This is a genomic window from Streptomyces herbicida, assembly GCF_032656585.1.
GTDB classification, from domain to species: domain Bacteria; phylum Actinomycetota; class Actinomycetes; order Streptomycetales; family Streptomycetaceae; genus Streptomyces; species Streptomyces herbicida.
The window spans coordinates 118,749-135,565 of the sequence record NZ_JAUYWJ010000027.1; the positions used below are offsets into that span (position 1 = coordinate 118,749).

Annotated in this window: 14 protein-coding genes and 1 pseudogene; 11 read left to right on the forward strand and 4 right to left on the reverse strand. The window is 71.9% G+C overall.

The annotated features are described in order from the left end of the window. Window positions 1–59 precede the first annotated feature (59 nt). From pgm to Q8A52_RS40665, 3 genes and pseudogenes are all read left to right on the forward strand, one after another. Window positions 60–1,700 (forward strand): phosphoglucomutase (alpha-D-glucose-1,6-bisphosphate-dependent), encoded by a 1,641-nt coding sequence (pgm, locus tag Q8A52_RS40655; protein WP_316761537.1) that lies wholly within the window; start codon window positions 60–62, stop codon window positions 1,698–1,700. Window positions 1,701–1,752: 52 nt separating this feature from the next. Beyond that, a pseudogene (locus Q8A52_RS40660) lies at window positions 1,753–2,149 on the forward strand (hypothetical protein); the annotation flags it as partial. Between the two features lie 85 nt (window positions 2,150–2,234). Beyond that, on the forward strand, window positions 2,235–3,800 hold the full coding sequence (locus Q8A52_RS40665) for a hypothetical protein (protein WP_316761539.1): 1,566 nt from the start codon (window positions 2,235–2,237) through the stop codon (window positions 3,798–3,800). Between the two features lie 21 nt (window positions 3,801–3,821). Here the strand turns inward: Q8A52_RS40665 and Q8A52_RS40670 are convergent, their stop codons facing one another. Next, a complete protein-coding gene (locus tag Q8A52_RS40670) occupies window positions 3,822–3,953 on the reverse strand; it encodes a hypothetical protein (RefSeq protein WP_316761541.1) in 132 nt (43 codons plus the stop codon). Window positions 3,954–4,298: 345 nt separating this feature from the next. Between Q8A52_RS40670 and Q8A52_RS40675 the strand changes: the two genes are divergently transcribed. The 4 genes from Q8A52_RS40675 to Q8A52_RS40690 are packed head-to-tail and all read left to right on the forward strand — an operon-like array spanning window position 4,299 to window position 8,921. Beyond that, entirely contained in the window at window positions 4,299–5,714 is a 1,416-nt protein-coding gene (locus Q8A52_RS40675; RefSeq protein WP_408649340.1) for an APC family permease, read from the forward strand. Window positions 5,715–5,745: 31 nt separating this feature from the next. After that, window positions 5,746–6,960 carry an arginine deiminase gene (locus Q8A52_RS40680; protein WP_316761546.1) on the forward strand — a complete coding sequence of 405 codons (1,215 nt, stop codon included), beginning with the start codon at window positions 5,746–5,748 and terminating at the stop codon, window positions 6,958–6,960. Between the two features lie 31 nt (window positions 6,961–6,991). Further along, window positions 6,992–7,993 carry an ornithine carbamoyltransferase gene (gene argF / locus Q8A52_RS40685; RefSeq protein ID WP_316761548.1) on the forward strand — a complete coding sequence of 334 codons (1,002 nt, stop codon included), beginning with the start codon at window positions 6,992–6,994 and terminating at the stop codon, window positions 7,991–7,993. Between the two features lie 4 nt (window positions 7,994–7,997). After that, window positions 7,998–8,921 carry a carbamate kinase gene (locus Q8A52_RS40690; RefSeq protein ID WP_316761551.1) on the forward strand — a complete coding sequence of 308 codons (924 nt, stop codon included), beginning with the start codon at window positions 7,998–8,000 and terminating at the stop codon, window positions 8,919–8,921. Between the two features lie 36 nt (window positions 8,922–8,957). Here the strand turns inward: Q8A52_RS40690 and Q8A52_RS40695 are convergent, their stop codons facing one another. From Q8A52_RS40695 to Q8A52_RS40705, 3 genes are all read right to left on the reverse strand, one after another. Beyond that, window positions 8,958–9,617, reverse strand: a complete 660-nt coding sequence (locus Q8A52_RS40695) for a universal stress protein (protein WP_316761554.1) — start codon at window positions 9,615–9,617, stop codon at window positions 8,958–8,960. 142 nt (window positions 9,618–9,759) lie between these two features. Next, window positions 9,760–11,061 (reverse strand): phosphoribosyltransferase, encoded by a 1,302-nt coding sequence (locus Q8A52_RS40700; protein ID WP_316761556.1) that lies wholly within the window; start codon window positions 11,059–11,061, stop codon window positions 9,760–9,762. A gap of 84 nt (window positions 11,062–11,145) precedes the next feature. Continuing rightward, the gene (locus tag Q8A52_RS40705; RefSeq protein WP_316761558.1) at window positions 11,146–11,730 is read right to left on the reverse strand and encodes an Rv1733c family protein; all 585 of its coding nucleotides are present in this window, start codon (window positions 11,728–11,730) and stop codon (window positions 11,146–11,148) included. 225 nt (window positions 11,731–11,955) lie between these two features. Between Q8A52_RS40705 and Q8A52_RS40710 the strand changes: the two genes are divergently transcribed. From Q8A52_RS40710 to Q8A52_RS40725, 4 genes are all read left to right on the forward strand, one after another. Continuing rightward, window positions 11,956–13,023, forward strand: coding sequence for a zinc-dependent alcohol dehydrogenase family protein (locus Q8A52_RS40710; RefSeq protein WP_316761560.1), 1,068 nt, complete (start codon window positions 11,956–11,958; stop codon window positions 13,021–13,023). A 29-nt stretch (window positions 13,024–13,052) separates the two neighbouring features. Continuing rightward, on the forward strand, window positions 13,053–13,727 hold the full coding sequence (locus Q8A52_RS40715) for a helix-turn-helix domain-containing protein (protein ID WP_316761563.1): 675 nt from the start codon (window positions 13,053–13,055) through the stop codon (window positions 13,725–13,727). Window positions 13,728–13,935: 208 nt separating this feature from the next. Beyond that, the gene (locus Q8A52_RS40720; protein ID WP_316761566.1) at window positions 13,936–16,329 is read left to right on the forward strand and encodes a glycoside hydrolase family 65 protein; all 2,394 of its coding nucleotides are present in this window, start codon (window positions 13,936–13,938) and stop codon (window positions 16,327–16,329) included. Window positions 16,330–16,411: 82 nt separating this feature from the next. Continuing rightward, the coding region (locus Q8A52_RS40725) for a universal stress protein (RefSeq protein WP_316761568.1) at window positions 16,412–16,817 on the forward strand (406 nt) is incomplete at its 3' end.

The following is a 16,817-nucleotide window of genomic DNA, read 5'->3' on the forward strand; positions in this document are numbered from 1 at the left end:
CGTCAAGAGGAATGATGAGACGTCGAGCGACGGATCAACCGATGCGGAGGAGCGGACCCATGCCGCACGAGCGAGCGGGCAAGCCGGCCGGTCCCGAGGACCTTGTCGACGTGGCCCGGCTGGTCACGGCGTACTACGCACTGCACCCCGACCCGGCCGAGCCCGGGCAGCGGGTGGCGTTCGGCACCTCCGGACACCGCGGATCATCACTGGCGACCGCGTTCAACGAGGACCACATCGCCGCCACCAGCCAGGCCATCTGCGAGTACCGCGACAGCCAGGGCATCGACGGGCCCCTGTTCCTGGGAGCCGACACCCATGCGCTGTCGGAGCCCGCGAAGGTCACCGCCCTGGAGGTGTTCGCCGCCAACGACGTGACCGTGCTCATCGACAGCGAGGACGGCTACACCCCCACCCCGGCGGTCTCGCACGCCATCCTCACCCACAACCGGGGCCGCAGCACCGGCCTCGCGGACGGCGTCGTGGTCACCCCGTCGCACAACCCGCCCGCCGACGGCGGCTTCAAATACAACCCGCCGAACGGCGGCCCGGCCGCCTCCGAGGCGACCTCCTGGATCCAGGACCGGGCCAACCAGATCATCGCCGGCGGTCTCAAGGACGTACGGCGGATCACCTACACGCGTGCGCTCGCCGCACCCACGACCGAGCGGTACGACTTCCTCGGCGCCTATGTCGCCGACCTGCCGAGCGTGCTGGACGTCGACGCGATCCGTGCGGCAGGTGTGCGGATCGGCGCCGACCCGCTGGGCGGGGCGTCCGTCGCCTACTGGGGCCGCATCGCCGAACAGCACGGCCTGGACCTGACGGTGGTCAACCCGCACACCGACCCCACGTGGCGGTTCATGACGCTGGACTGGGACGGCCAGATCCGCATGGACTGCTCGTCGCCGTACGCCATGGCCTCGCTCATCGAGCGGCGCGACCGCTTCCGCATCGCCACGGGCAACGACGCTGACGCCGACCGCCATGGCATCGTCACACCGGACGCGGGTCTCATGAACCCCAACCACTATCTCGCCGTCGCCATCGCCTACCTCTACAAGCACCGCGAGCAGTGGCCCGCCGGCACGGGGATCGGCAAGACGCTGGTGTCGTCCTCGATGATCGACCGCGTCGCCGCCGACCTCGGCCGTGAACTGGTCGAAGTGCCCGTGGGATTCAAGTGGTTCGTCGACGGGCTGCTCGACGGGTCGCTCGGCTTCGGCGGCGAGGAGTCGGCCGGGGCCTCCTTCCTGCGCCGGGACGGTTCGGTGTGGACGACGGACAAGGACGGCATCCTCCTGGCGCTCCTCGCGTCCGAGATCACGGCCGTCACCGACCGGACGCCGTCCGAGCACTACGCCGAACTCACCGACCGCTTCGGCCGGCCCGCGTACGCGCGCATCGACGCACCGGCCTCGCGCGAGGAGAAGGCCCTCCTTGCGAAGCTCTCGCCGGCCCAGGTCACCGCGCAGAGCCTGGCGGGGGAGGACGTCACCGCCGTCCTCACCGAGGCGCCCGGCAACGGCGCTTCGATCGGCGGCATCAAGGTGACCACCGCCAACGCCTGGTTCGCGGCGCGGCCTTCGGGCACCGAGGACGTCTACAAGATCTACGCCGAGTCGTTCCTCGGGCCCGACCACCTCGCCCGGGTGCAGGAGGAGGCCAAGTCGGTGGTGCTGACGGCACTGGGCGGCTGACGCCCACCCGCGGTCCCGCGGGAACGGCGCCGTCGACGTACGGTCCTCCTAGGACGGTGACGGCGCCAACCTCATTGCCAGGGCCGAGGCGGCCGGGCACCCCGAATACGCCGGCGCGGGGCGGCGGTTCGTAGCCGAGGAACAGCACCACACCCGTCTGCCGGCCGGCCTGTTGGCCGCCGGTGGCATACCGACGCCGGCGGGCCACCGAGCGGCTGCATGCCTCCTTCCTGGAACTGCCCCGGCTGCAGCGGCGCCCCGCGACGGCCCTGCGGCAGTTGCTGCTGCTCGCGGTGGTCCTCGTGGTGGCCGCCGTCCACGGCGCCGGTCTGCGCCGACTCGGCGTCGGGCGGCTGCGTTTCGTGGCCGACGTCATGGTGTCGTCGAGGGGCGTCGTCTGCGCGGTGCTGACGGCCGTACCGCGTCCCGCGACCGTGCTGCGCCGAGGAGCCGGCGACCTCTGTCAAGCCCCCACCATTGCCCGTACACTGCCAACTCACAGACATATGGGTCGTGTTGACGGGGGGAGCCCTCATGTCCGGTGATCCGTACGGCCCCAGCCATGGATTCGTTGTACCGCCCATGCCCTCGAGCCCGCCGCCCGCACCGCCGGACGGGCGGCGGGCGGCGGCGGTCGCACTGCTCAATCTCAGCGGCCTCGGCCTGGGATACGCCCTCGTCCGTCGCTGGGTCCTGATGGCCGTGTGCTGGGCGGCGACGGCCGCCCTGCTGCTCGTCGCCCTGCCCGCGGACGCCGACGGCGTCCCGGGATTCGCGCTCTTGGTCTACCTCGTGTTCCTTGCGCTGGCCGCCGTCCACGGCGCGTTCGCCGGACTGCGCACCAGACTGGCCCGGTCCGGAAGACCGCCCCTCGCGCTGCTGCTGGGCGTGCTTCTGCTCGCCGCGCCGGTCGGTGGCGCGCTCCTGTACGACGACGCCCGCCAGGAAGCGATCGAGCAGCAGCTTCTCGACCGGCTCGACAAGGCCGACGACCTGGTGGCGGAGAGCGGCCGGCGGTCCTTCGAGAGCGCGAAGTCCGACTACCGCACGGCCCTGGACGTCTACGAGGACCTCGTGGCCCACCATTCCGGCTCCCGCGCGGCCGGCCGTGTCCCCGACAGCATGGAGACCTACTACGCGACGGTCGGCGCGGCCTACGGCCACAAGCGCTACTGCGAGGCGATCGCGCCGCTGAAGTATCTGCGTACGGTCCCGCGCACCATGCCGAAGGAGGAACTCGGCGCGCTGACCCGGTGGCCCGAGGACCGGCTCGCCACCTCGCTGTACGAGTGCGGATCGAGCAGCCTGTCGTCCGGTGAGGCGGACTGGGTCACGCACTTCGGTGAACTGCTGAGCACATTCCCCCGGTCCGAACAGACGACGAAGGTCGCGCCCGCCGTCGACTCCGCGGTGGCCGGTACGGAGAAGAACGTACGCGGCTCCGACCCCTGTGCCGCTGTCGAGGAGCTGCGCAGCCTGAACACCCGGATCACCGATCTCTCGGGGAGCGCGGGTGACGCCGCCGGTGATCTGTCCAAGAGTGCCGACCGGGCCGACCGGAGCGCCGACTCGGGGGAGTACGCCTGCGGAGTCGACCAGTACAAGGACGGCGACTTCGAGGCGGCGCAGAAGACCATGGACGGGTTCGTCGCCGACAACAAGAGCGACAAGAACCGGGCCCGCGCGAAGAAGATCTCCATCGCCGCCGAAGTCGCCCAGACGCTGCCGGCCGCCGGGAAGCGGCTGCCCACCACCGCCTCCGGCGGCAGCATCTCCGTCACGGTCAAGAACGACAGTCCCGACCCCATCACGGTCTACTACACCGGCCCGGTCACCGGCAGCTTCTCGCTCAAGGCGTGCGGCAGCTGCAAGGCCTATTCCTTCGCCAGCTCGATCACGATCGGATTCAAGCCCTGCAGCGACAGCGGCAAGCACTACCCGCAGCGCACGATCGGCCTGCCCCCCGGCACCACCTACTTCGTGCACAAGCCGCGGGGCAACAGCACCGCGACCCCCGCCTCCGACACCGCCAAGCTCCGCTCCGGCTACCTCTACACGGAGTGCGCCTACACGACACAGACCCTCGGCAGCAGCTACTGACACCCGGACGCGGCGGGCACATCAGCTCTTGAGCTGGTCCCATGCCGCCTTCGTGTCCGACCTCAGCCAGTCGGTGACCTCGTCGAGCTGCGGCGGGTCCTTGTCCTCGTCGTACCAGGAGAGACAGGGGCTGCAGCTCACCGTGCAGGTCATCCAACCTCTGCGGACGAGTACCCGCAGGACGGCAGCTCCCCGAGCCACAACTCCCTCAAGGGCCACGGCCCACAGCACGGCCGGTCCGGCGGCGCCGTTGCCACCGCCCGCCGACGGAGGCCGCACGCTCTCCTGGGCTGGGCGGGCCCGGCACATGAGGACCATCGGACCCCTTGCGGGCCATCCGGCCGCTGTCCGCACCTCTGCGCCCCACAGAAGCATGGCTGGCGGGCCGACCCCTCCGTAACGGACCGCACAAGGAGCACAGCCATGGCCAGTACCACGCGCAGAGGAGATCGAGCGGCGCCCACGGCCGCCCTCGGTCTGCCGGCCGCGTCCGCGCTCGTGATCGGCAGCATCATCGGCACCGGAGTGTTCGCCCTCCCCTCCGCGCTCGCCCCCTACGGCCCGATCTCCCTCGTCGCCTTCGTCGTCGTGACCCTCGGCGCCCTCGCGCTGGCGCAGACCTTCGGGGCCCTGTCGAAGCGCGTTCCGGCGAGCGGCGGACCGTACGTCTACGCTCGTGAGGCCTTCGGTGAGTTCGCGGGTTTCCTCAACGCATGGTCCTACTGGATCACGGCATGGGCCGGTAACGCGGCGATCGTGGTGGCCTGGGTCGGCTATGTCGAGGTGTTCGTCAACACCGGCCACAAAACCGGCATCTCGGTGCTCATCGCGCTGGTCGGGCTGTGGATCCCGGCCGCGATCAACCTCACCGGCGTGCGCAACATCGGCGCCTTCCAGGTGATCACGACCGTGCTGAAGTTCGTCCCGCTGGTCTTCATGGCCACCGTCGGGCTGCTCTTCATCGACCCCGGCAACTTCGGCCCCTTCAACGCCAGCGGCCGGTCGGCGCTGGGCGCGGTCTCCGCGGCCGGGGCCATCGCCCTGTTCAGCTACCTCGGCCTGGAAGCGGCCTCGGTGGTCGCCGGGCGGGTCCGCGAGCCGGGCCGCAATGTGCCGCGCGCCACCGTGTACGGCACGCTCGCCTGCGCCGTCATCTACATCCTCGGCACCCTCGCGGTGTTCGGCACCGTCTCGCACACCGACCTGGGCTCCTCCACCGCGCCGTTCACCGACGCGGCGAACAACATCTTCGGCGGCACCTGGGCCGGCGACATCGTCGCCGCGGCCGCCATCGTCTCCGGCATCGGCGCCCTGAACGGCTGGACCATGCTGTGCGCGGAGATGCCGTACGCCGCCGCCCGCGACGGCCTCTTCCCCGGCGTCTTCGCCAGGCTGCGCGGTGAGAGCGGGGTCCCGGCCTTCGGCATCGTCGCCTCCACCGTGCTGGCCTCACTGATCACCGTGTTCAGCTACACGCGCTTCGAGGACGTCTTCACGAAGATCGTGCTGCTGAGCGTGCTCACCGCCGTGATCCCCTACCTGTTCTCCGCCGCCGCCCAGCTGTACTGGCTGCTGGTGCGCGGCCGGGAGAGCCTCAGCCCCCGCCGGCTGGCCCGCGACATCTCGGTCGCCTCCCTCGCCCTCGCCTTCTCCTACTGGTCGATCCAGGGCAGCGGCTACCAGACCGTCTACTACGGCCTGTTCGTCCTGCTGCTCGGAATCCCGGTCTACGTCTGGCTCAAGCGGGGCCAGGGCAGCTACGGCGAGCCGACGGCCGCCAAGGCACCGGCGATCCCGGCCCAGGAGGACCGGGCACCCGAGACGGCCCCGCCCACCCAGCGGCTCTCCCGCGGGCTCCGGACGAACCGCACCGGCGGCACCCGCGGGCGCAACGGCCTCGGCCACCACGACTGACCGACCCTCGGCACGAAGGAACTCTCCCACCATGAACGTCTTCCACGTCGACTCAGAGGTCGGCCCCCTGCGCCAGGTGATCCTGCACCGCCCCGGCCTCGAACTCTCCCGCCTCACCCCGCGCAACGTCGACGCCCTGCTCTTCGACGACATCCTGTGGGCCAAGCGGGCCCGTGAGGAGCACGACGCCTTCGCCCAGGTCCTCAGGGACCACGGCACACGCGTCCACTACTTCGCCGACCTGCTGGCCCAGACCCTCGACGTCCCCGAGGCCCGCGACTGGCTGCTCGACCGGGCCATCACTGCGGCCACCGTGGGCCCGGCCCTGATCGACCCGGTGCGCGGACTCTGCGCCGACCTCGACGGGGAGACCCTGGCCGGCTATCTCGTCGGCGGGCTCCTCATGAGCGATCTGCCGATCGCCGCTCCGCACAGCCTCGTCTGGAACGCCCTCGACGCGGACGACTTCGCGCTCACCCCGCTGCCCAACCATCTCTTCCCCCGCGACAACTCGTGCTGGATGTACAACCGTCTGTCGGTCAACCCGATGGCCAAGACCGCCCGCCGACGCGAGAGCCTGCACGCCGAGGCCATCTACCGCTTCCACCCCAGGTTCGCCGGCGCCATCACCGAACCGATCCTCAACGGCACGGTGGGAACCATCGAGGGCGGCGACGTCCACGTCCTCGGCAACGGAGCCGTCATGGTCGGCATGGGCGAGCGCACCACCGCCCAGGCGGTGGAGAACCTGGCGGCACGGCTCTTCGCCACCGGCACGGCGAGGCGGCTGATCGCCGTCCAACTGCCGTCCGCACGCGCGTACATGCACCTCGACACGGTCCTCACCATGGTCGACCGCGACGCCTTCACCATCTATCCCGGCCTTGCCGACTCCCTGCGCTCGTGGACGCTCACGCCCAGTGACACGCGCGAGGCAGGCTTCGACGTCGCACCGAACTCCGACCTCGCGACCGCCCTCGCCGAGGCCCTCGACCTGGACAAGGTCCGCATGCTCTGCGCTCCCCAGGACATCCGCAACGCCGAGCGCGAGCAGTGGGACGACGGCAACAACTTCCTCGCGATCGCCCCCGGAGTGATCGTCGGCTACGAGCGCAACGTCACCACCAACACCTATCTGCGCAAGCAGGGCATCGAGATCATCACCATCGCCGGCGGTGAACTCGGCCGAGGGCGCGGCGGCCCGCGCTGTATGAGCTGCCCCATCGAACGCGATCCGGCCGTCTGATCGAGTACCCGATCCAGCAAGGGGAACCACCATGACCGTCGACCTGCGAGGCCGCTCCTACCTGAGCGAACTCGACTTCACCCCCGCCGAGATCCACCATCTCCTCGACCTCGCGGCCCGGCTCAAGGCGGCCAGGCGCGCGGGTACCGAGCGGCCCCGGCTGACCGGCAAGCACCTCGCGCTGATCTTCGAGAAGACCTCCACCCGCACCCGCTGCGCCTTCGAGGTCGCCGCCGCCGACCAGGGCGCCGCCACCACCTACCTCGGTCCCGGCGACACCCACATCGGTGCCAAGGAGTCCATCGCCGACACCGCCCGCGTCCTCGGCTGCATGTTCGACGCCATCGAGTACCGGGGCTCCGCCCAGTCGATCGTCACCGAACTCGCCGCCCGCTCCGGCGTCCCCGTCTACAACGGGCTGACCGACACGGCACACCCCACCCAGAGCCTGTGCGACGTGCTGACCATGCACGAGCACAGCCCCAAGCCCCTGCCGGACATCGCCTACTGCTACCTCGGCGACGCCCGCAACAACATGGGCAACTCCCTGCTGTCCATGGGTGCCCTGCTCGGCATGGACGTACGCATCGCCGCTCCCCGGCGGCTGTGGCCCGACCCGGAACTGGTCGCCACCTGTCGCACCCTGGCCGACCGCAGCGGTGCCCGCATCACGCTCACCGAGGACATCGAGACCGCCGTACGCGGTGCCGACTTCCTCCACACCGACGTCTGGGTCTCCATGGGCGAGCCCGCCGACACCTGGGGCGAGCGCATCGAGCTGCTGCTCCCGTACCAGGTCAACGACAAGACGCTCGCCCTCACCGGGAACCCGGACGTAAAGTTCATGCATTGCCTCCCCTCGCTGCACGACCGCAGTACCCGCCTCGGCCGGGACCTGTTCGACACCCACGGACTGGACGGACTGGAGGTCACCGACGAGGTCTTCTCATCTCCGGCGTCGATCGTCTTCGACCAGGCGGAGAACCGGCTGCACACCATCAAGGCCGTGCTCGTCGCCACCCTGGAGGACTGAAGCCATGCGCATCGTCGTCGCCCTCGGCGGCAACGCTCTGCTCCACCGCGGCGAACGCCCCGACGCGGCCGTCCAGCAGGCCAACATCGACCGGGTCGCCACCGCGCTGGCCGCCCTCGCCCATGAGCATGAGCTGGTCATCACCCACGGCAACGGCCCCCAGATCGGCCTGCTCGCCGTGGAGAGCGCCGCCGACCCCGACCTGAGCGCCCCGTACCCGCTGCATCTGCTCGGCGCCCAGACCCAGGGCATGATCGGGTCGCTGCTCGCCTGCACCCTGCACAACGCCCTGCCCGGCCACCGGATCGCCACCCTCGTCACCCACACCCTCGTACGGGCCGACGACCCGGCCTTCGCCCGGCCCACGAAGTTCGTCGGCCAGGTCCACCCCCGTGACCTGGCCCGGTCCCTCGCCTGCAAGCGCGGCTGGCACATCGCCGAGGACACGGGGGGCTGGCGGCGGGTCGTGCCCTCACCGGACCCCCAGCGGATCGTTGAAACCGAAACGATCCACGATCTGCTCGGCAGCGGGGCCCTGGTCATCTGCGCCGGCGGGGGTGGAGTCCCCGTCACCGCCGACCCCGTCACGGGTGCGCTGACCGGCGTCGAAGCCGTCGTCGACAAGGACCTCTCCGCGGCCCTGCTCGCGGAACACCTCAAGGCGGACTTCCTGCTCGTCCTCACCGACGTGCCGTACGTCTACGAGGGTTACGGCACCCCCGAGCAGCGGCCCCTGCAGGACGTGACCCCCCTCCAGCTGCGCCGCGGCGGCTTCCCCGAGGGCTCCATGGGGCCCAAGGCGGAGGCGGTCGCCCGGTTCGTCGAGAACACCGGCGGCCTGGCGGCGATCGGAGCACTGGACGCGGCGTACGAGATCGCCCACGGCAGGTCGGGCACTCTGGTGCGAGCGGATCTCATGGGTGACTGAGCGAACGGGCACGTCGGCACATGCGCCCGACGGGGCCTACGACGGCACTACGGCGACCGGGCACGTGCCGGCTCGCAGCAGGCTCCGCGTGGTGTCTCCCCACGCGGAGCCCGGCCCGTGTCCCACCACGACCAGGGCGGCGTGTGCGCAGTGATGGAGCAGGGCCTCGGACGGGGTGAACAGGACGACGTCCCGGAGCACCGGTACGTCCGGGTACTTCGCGCGCCAGGGGCGCAGCGCGTCCGAGAGCAGTTGGACCTCGTGGTCCTCCCAAGTGGCGCGGTCCTCCTCCGGCACGGCGAAGGGCAACCCGGCCGCGCTCGACGGCAGCTCCCAGGCGTGCACGGCGTGCAGCCGTACGCCACGCAGCCGGGCGCTCTCGAAGGCGAAGTCGATCGCGGCGCCGGCGGGCCGGCGGGCGTCGATGCCGAGCGTGACCCCGCCGATGCGGTTCGAGCGGGCCGATGCGTCCGGGACCAGGATCAGCGGGCAGGTCAGGGCCTCGGCATGAGCGGCCGTGTCCTCGACGTTCGGGCCCAGGCCCGTGACCGTGACCCGGGCCTCGCCCAGGTCCGGCGGCCATCCGCGGACCACGCACAGCGGCAGATCGCGCAGTCTCGCCTCGTCCTTGGCCCAGCCGGCCGCGGTCCGGCCGTTCGCCGAGGGATCGACGCAGGCAAGGATCACTCGCTGCATGAGCGTCCACCTCTCCGCCGCGAGGGAGCGAGTCCTCCCCAACGCGCCCTCCACCCTGACGGCTGCCGCCGTGCCTGTTCAGGGGCCGAACGGCCCCGAATCGCGGGGACTTGGGGCCACGGCCCCCGCGCGGGGAGGCGCGTCAGCCGATTCCGTCCGGGGGCTTCAGATGGGTGGTGAACCAGTCGCGGGCGAGTCCGGCGACGACGGGCAGGGTGCCCGGCTCGGCGAAGAGATGGCTCGCGCCGGGTACGACCGCCAGGCGGTGCTCACAGCGCATCCGGTCGGCGGCGAGCCGGTTCAGGCTGAGCACCCGGGTGTCGAGGCTGCCGACGATGAGCAGCGTCGGTGCCCGCACCTGGGCCAACGAGGCGGGGGAGGCCAGATCGGGGCGGCCCCCGCGGGAGACGACCGCGCCGATGGCGGAGTCGTCGGCGGCGGCCTCCAGCGCCGCGCCGGCACCCGTGCTGGCGCCGAAGTAGCCCACGGGCAGGTCGGTCTCCCGGCGCAGCCAGAGCGCCGCGGCCTGCAGCCGCCGGGCCAGCAGAGCGATGTCGAACACGTTCTGCCGGTCGCGTTCTTCGTCCTCGGTGAGCAGATCGAGCAGCAGCGTGCCCAGACCGGCCCGGTTGAGCACGGCGGCCACGTACCGGTTGCGCGGGCTGTGCCGGCCGCTGCCGCTCCCGTGCGCGAACGCCACGACGGCCCGGGCCGGTTCCGGAAGCACGAAGCGCGCGGCCAGCCGCACCCGTCCGGCCGGCATCTCGACCTCGCGGTTCGGCGGGGGCGCGTCGGGAGGGGCGGGGGAGCGGGACGCGGGGCGCGCCAGGAGGTCGGTGACCTCGTCGTCGCCGGTCTGATCGAAGACGCGGTACCAGGCGCCGACCGCGCCGAAGTAAGCCGGGCTGTGCAGACACACGACCTCGTCGGCCACCGGACGCAACAGAGGGAGCGCCCGCCCGGCTCCGACCGGGACGGCGAGCACGATCCGGGCCGCGCCCCTGCCCCGTACGACACGGCACGCGGCCTGCGCGGTGGCACCGGTGGCCAGTCCGTCGTCGACGACCACGACGGTCCGCCCGGCGAGCGGTACGGGAGCGCGGCCGGCCCGGTACTCGCGCACCCGCCGCTCCAGCTCGACCCGCTCGTCCTCCTCCACGGCCGCCAGCTCGGCGGACTCCAGCCCGGTGTCGCGGATGACGTCCTCGTTGAGCACACGGACGTTCTGCTCGCCGATCGCGCCGAAGCCCAGCTCCGGCTGCCACGGCACGCCCAGCTTGCGGACCACCAGCACGTCCAGCGGCGCGCCGAGCGCCCGGGCCACCTCGTACGCCACCGGGACCCCGCCCCGGGGCAGCCCGAGCACCACCACGTCCGCGCCCCGCAGATACTCCAGTCGCCGGGCCAGGCGGCGCCCGGCGTCCGTACGGTCGTCGAATCGCATACGGCACCTCCTCACGCCCGCAGCCGGCGGTGAACCGCCCCCTTCCATTGCAGCGCGCTCGGGCCGACTCGGCAGCGGGACGGGTCAGCCCGTCTTGTGCCCCCACCGCGGGCCGACCAGAGCCCACTCCCGGCCCCAATGGTCGATGCGCCGCCGGTCGAGCCGCCACCGGGCGACGGCCCCGGCGGCGACGGCGGCACCGGTCAGGGCGAACGCGGCCCCGGCCCCCAGGAAACCGGCCTCGACGGACGCCTCCGTACGATCGGTCGGCCGGTCGGTGAGCCGGCCGCGCCGGTCCTGCCAGATCATGACCGTGGCTCCGGCCGCCAGATCGGTGCCGACCAGGGTCCGGCCGGTACGGGTGGTGCCGTCCGGCGCGTTCCAGCGCACGGTTGCCCATGCGCGGTCGCCCCGGCCCCATGTCGCCAGGGTGCTCGCGGGGGTGTCGGCGAGGAGCACGGCCCGGACGGGATGGCGCCCGGCGCGCTGCCGTGCGAACACCTCGTCCGCGGCGTGGGCCGTCACCAGGCCGGCGACGGCGCCGCCCAGCACGACGACCGTCCATACGGCCAGCACGATCCAGGCCTCGACGATGTCGTCGTGCCGTCGCAACGGGTTGCTCCGCCAGCGCCACAGCCACCGCCGCCGTGCGGACTTGCCTTCGCGCATCGCTGCGCACCCCCTCGTCGTCTTCGTGGTCCTGGTGACAGTTCCGAAGGTGACAGCAGGCGGTGCGGTGCGACATGGGCCGACCAGGGGCCGCAGGGACCCCGTCCGGCAGGCGCCCGGGGCCGTACGGCCCAAGCGGAACCCGTCAGGGCAGGGCAAGCTGGATCTACGGGGCAAAGAGGTTTTCCCTGCCCCCCGCCCGACCGGAAGGAGGGTGAAGGCGTCATGAAAGGCTTCGTCTTCCATGGCCCGGGACAGTCCGCCTGGGAGGAGGTCCCCGACCCCGCCATCAAAGAGCCCACCGACGCGATCGTGCAGATCGGCGAGGTCACCATCTGCGGGACGGACCTCCACATCCTCAAGGGCGACGTACCCGAGGTGCAGCCCGGCACCGTGCTGGGGCACGAGGCCGTCGGTGAGATCGTCGAGGTCGGCAGCGACGTACGGACCGTACGGCCGGGCGACCGGGTCCTGGTGTCCTGCATCAGCGCCTGCGGCCGTTGCCGCTACTGCCGGGAGCGCTCGTACGGTCAGTGCCGGGGCGGCGGAGGCTGGATCCTCGGGCACCTGATCGACGGCACCCAGGCCGAGTATGTGCGAGTCCCGTACGCCGACCTGTCCGTGCACGCGCTGCCCGCCGGGGTGGCGAGCAGAGACGCGGTGCTGCTCGCGGACATCTTCCCGACCGCCTACGAGGTGGGCGTGCTCAACGGGCACGTACGCCCGGGGGACACCGTCGCTGTCGTCGGGGTCGGTCCGATCGGACTCGCGGCGATCACCACGGCGCATCTGTTCGCGCCCGAACGCATCATCGCCGTGGACCTGGCTCCGGCCAGGCTGGAGGCTGCCCGGCGGTTCGGCGCGGATGCCGTGGCGGACGTCCACGAGGCTCCCGGACAGCTGGTCGACGACCTCACCGACGGGCTCGGCGCGGACGTCGTCATCGAGGCGGTCGGCGTTCCGGAGAGCTTCGAGCTGTGCACCCGCATGGTGCGGCCCGGCGGGCACGTGGCCAACATCGGTGTGCACGGCAAGCCCGCGACCCTGCACCTCGAAGAACTGTGGATCAAGAACGTGACCATCACCACCGGGCTGGTCGACACATACTCCACCCCCACCCTGCTGCGGATGGCGGCCGCCGGACGGCTGCCGACCGAGCAGATGGTCACCCACATCTTCCCGCTCGACCGCATGGAGGAGGCGTACGAGGTCTTCGCCGGGGCCGCCGAGACCGGCGCGCTCAAGGTGGTCCTCGGCGGGGAGCAGCACGAAGTGGCCGTGCGCACGGACTGAGCGAGCCCGACGAGAGGATGTGACGGCTCATGGCCGAACGGATGAAGGCGAACGGGGCGGACGGAGCGCCGGCCGGCGACCTGGGCCGCCGGCTCGCCGCCCGGCGCGCCCGACTCGGCCTGACCCGCGCGGAGACGGCCACGCGCGCGGGCGTCGCCCCCAGCTATCTCAGATACCTGGAGGAACAACCCGGTGCCGCACCGGGCTCGGGCCTCCTGGTCCGGCTGGCCGAAGTGCTGGAGACCACGGTGTCCGAGCTCACCGGCGGCGACACCGAGCTGCCTCCGGGTCCCGGACGGGCCGGGCGCGCACCCGAGTTCATCGAACTGGGACCGCGCGAGTGCGGGGAGCTGCTGTCGACGCACGGTGTGGGCCGGCTCGCGGTGTCCACGGATTCGGGACCGGTGATCGTGCCCGTCAACTACAGCGTCGTCGACGGCTCCGTCGTCTTCAGGACCGGGGCCGGTACGACGCCGTCGCTGGCGGCGGGCCATCAGGTCGCCTTCGAGGTCGACCGCATCGACGACGCGTTCAGCCGCGGCTGGAGCGTGGTCGTGCGCGGACAGGCGCGCACGGTGACGGATCCCGACGAGCGGAGCCGGCTCGATGCGGAGGCCTACAGCACACCGTGGACGGGCGGCCCGCGCGACCTGTGGGTGCGCATCGCCCCCGACACGGTCACAGGACGCAGGATCAGGGTCTGAGCTGGGTCCTGCTCCGCTTCGGCGGGGCGCACGGGCGGAGCGACACCGCGGGGGATCGGTGCCGCTCCTGTCTCCACTGTCTCGTGGACCGCGCCCCCACGACAGGTGCCAACCGGTCGCTTTGCGGGCGCGGAATTCCCGCCGCGCGCCGTCGCGCCGACACCGTCGCACCCGACCTCGCACGACCAGTCGAAGGGGGACCGCCGGCGTGACGGGCTGGACCTGGGAGTACGACGGCTACGAGCCCGCGGACGAGCGTCTCAGGGAGTCGCTGTGCGCACTGGGCAACGGCTGTGTCGCCACGCGCGGGGCGCTGCCCGAGTGCGCCGCGGACGATGTGCACTACCCGGGCACCTATGTGGCCGGCTGCTACAACCGGCTCACCTCGGACGTGGCGGGACGCCGGGTCGAGAACGAGGACATGGTCAACCTCCCGAACTGGCTGCCGCTGCGCTTCCGCCCCACCGGGCTGGCGTGGCTGACGCCGGACACCGCCGAGGTGCTCGACCACCGCATGGTCCTCCACCTGGACTCCGGCCTGCTGGAACGCCTGACCCGCTACGGCCTCGGCGACGGACCGGTCCTGCGCGTGCGGCAGGTGCGCATCGTCCACATGGCCGACCCGCACCTGGCGGCCCTGCGCACCGAGTTCACCGCCGAGGGCCTCACCGGTGAGCTGGAGGTCGAGGCCACGCTGGACGGCGGTGTCACCAACGCCGGGGTGGCGCGCTATCGGGACCTGGACGGCCGTCATCTGACCCATGTGCAGACCGGCACGGCCGCGCCCGACACGGTGTGGCTGCGCTGCCGTACCCGCACCTCGGACATCCGTATCGGCATGGCGGCCCGCCTCAGTGCCGGCGCACCGGTGTGGGACCGGCACGAACCCCCGCGCGCCGTCCAGCGGCTGACCCTCCCGCTGACCGCGGGCCGTACCGTCACGGTCGACAAGACCGTCGCCGTCCACACCTCGCGCGACCCGGCGATCAGCGATCCGCTGCGCGCCGCCGTCGACCGGGTGGGCGCCGCGCCCGGATTCGACGAGCTGCTGGAATCGCATCTGACGGCCTGGGACCAGCTGTGGCGCAGGGCCGAACTCGATGTCCCCGGGGAGGCCGGACGCATCCTGCGACTGCACCTCTTCCATGTGCTCCAGACCCTCTCCCCGCACACGGCCGACCTGGACGTCGGGGTGCCGGCCCGGGGTCTCAACGGCGAGGCCTACCGCGGCCATGTCTTCTGGGACGAGCTTTTCGTCCTGCCCTACCTCAACCTGCACTTCCCCGAGGTCTCCCGCGCCCTGCTCCGCTACCGCCACCGGCGCCTGGACCAGGCCTGTGCCGCGGCCCGCGCCATGGGCCGGCGCGGCGCGCTGTACCCGTGGCAGAGCGGCAGCGACGGGCGCGAGGAGACACAGGCACTGCACCTCAACCCCCGCTCGGGGCGCTGGCTGCCGGACCACTCCCGGCTCCAGCGGCACGTCGGCTCGGCGGTGGCGTACAACGTCTGGCAGTACTGCGAGGCGAGCGGCGACGCCGAGTTCCGGCACACCAAGGGCGCCGAGATGCTGCTGCAGATCGCCCGCTTCTGGGCCGACTCGGCCATCTACGACGACCATCTCGGACGGCACCGCATCCGGGGCGTGATGGGACCCGACGAGTACCACGACGCCTACCCCGACAGGCCGGAGCCAGGACTCGACGACAACGCGTACACCAACGTCACCGCCGCCTGGGTGCTCGCCCGCACCCTGGACCTGCTGCACACCCTGCCCGAGCCGCGCCGCCTCGAACTCGTCGAGCGCACCGGCCTCGGCAGTGCCGAGCTCCAGCAGTGGGAGGACGTGTCCCGAACGCTCCACGTGCCCTTCCACGAAGGCGTCATCAGCCAGTTCGACGGCTATGGCGACCTCGCCGAGCTCGACTGGGACGGGTACCGCAGGCGCTATCACGACATCCGGCGCCTGGACCGGATCCTGGAGGCCGAGGGCGACACGGTCAACCGCTACCGGGCGTCCAAACAGGCCGACGTACTGATGCTCGGCTACCTCTTCTCACCTGCCGAACTACGCTCCCTCTTCGACCGGTTGGGCTACCGGCTGGACGAGGAGACATGGCAGCGCACCGTCGACCACTATCTCTGCCGGACCAGCCATGGATCGACCCTCAGCGGTCTGGTGCACGGCTGGATCCTGGCGCGGGCCCGACGGGCCGAGGCGTGGGCGTACTGCCAGGAGGCCCTGCGCGGCGACATCGCCGATCTGCAGGGCGGCACCACCGGTGAGGGCATCCACCTGGGCGCCATGGCGGGCACCGTCGATCTGGTCCAGCGCGGACTGACCGGCCTCGAGACCCGTGCCGGGGCGCTGTGGCTCGACCCCGTGCCGCTGCCCGAGCTGTCGTCGTACGGTTTCGTGCTGCGCTTCCATGGGCACTGGGGCGTACGACTGCGGCTGGAGCGTGGTCAGTTGGAGGTCACGGTGCCGTCGTCCGACCGAGCCCCGATCGACCTCCGGCTGCCCGGCCGCTCGGTCCGGTTGCAGCCGGGTGAGACCTGCTGGCTGCCAACAGAGCCCGGACGTGGGCCGGTTGGTCCCCGGTGAGGTCCTGCCAGCCCCTCCCGGTCGGGCGCCGGACGCAGGACGCTGGCATCGGGAAGCAGGCCCAACACCTGGAGGTGGCATGATGCTTCCGCCCGTCGCCGTCGGAGTGGACGGATCCGCCGAGAGCCTGGCCGCAGCGCAGTGGGCGGCCCGCGAGGCCGCGCGCCGCGAGCGGCCACTGCGTCTGGTCCATGCCTGGAACCCGCCGCCGAGCGCGCAGGAGGACGGCACGGCCGCCGCCGGCCGCCGCTACCTGGCCCGGCGCACACTGCGTCAGGCGGAGGACGGGGTGCGTGCCGCGTGCCCCGGGGTCCGGCTGTACGACGAGCTGGTCGAGGGGCCGGCGGTCGAGGTGCTGCGGGAGGCGGCCGAGGGGGCCGAGCTGGTGGTGCTGGGGTCGCGGGGGCTGAGCGGTTTCACGGGGTTCCTGGTGGGTTCGGTGGCGCTGGGGGTGGTGGGGCGGGCGACGCGGCCGGTGGTTCTGGTGC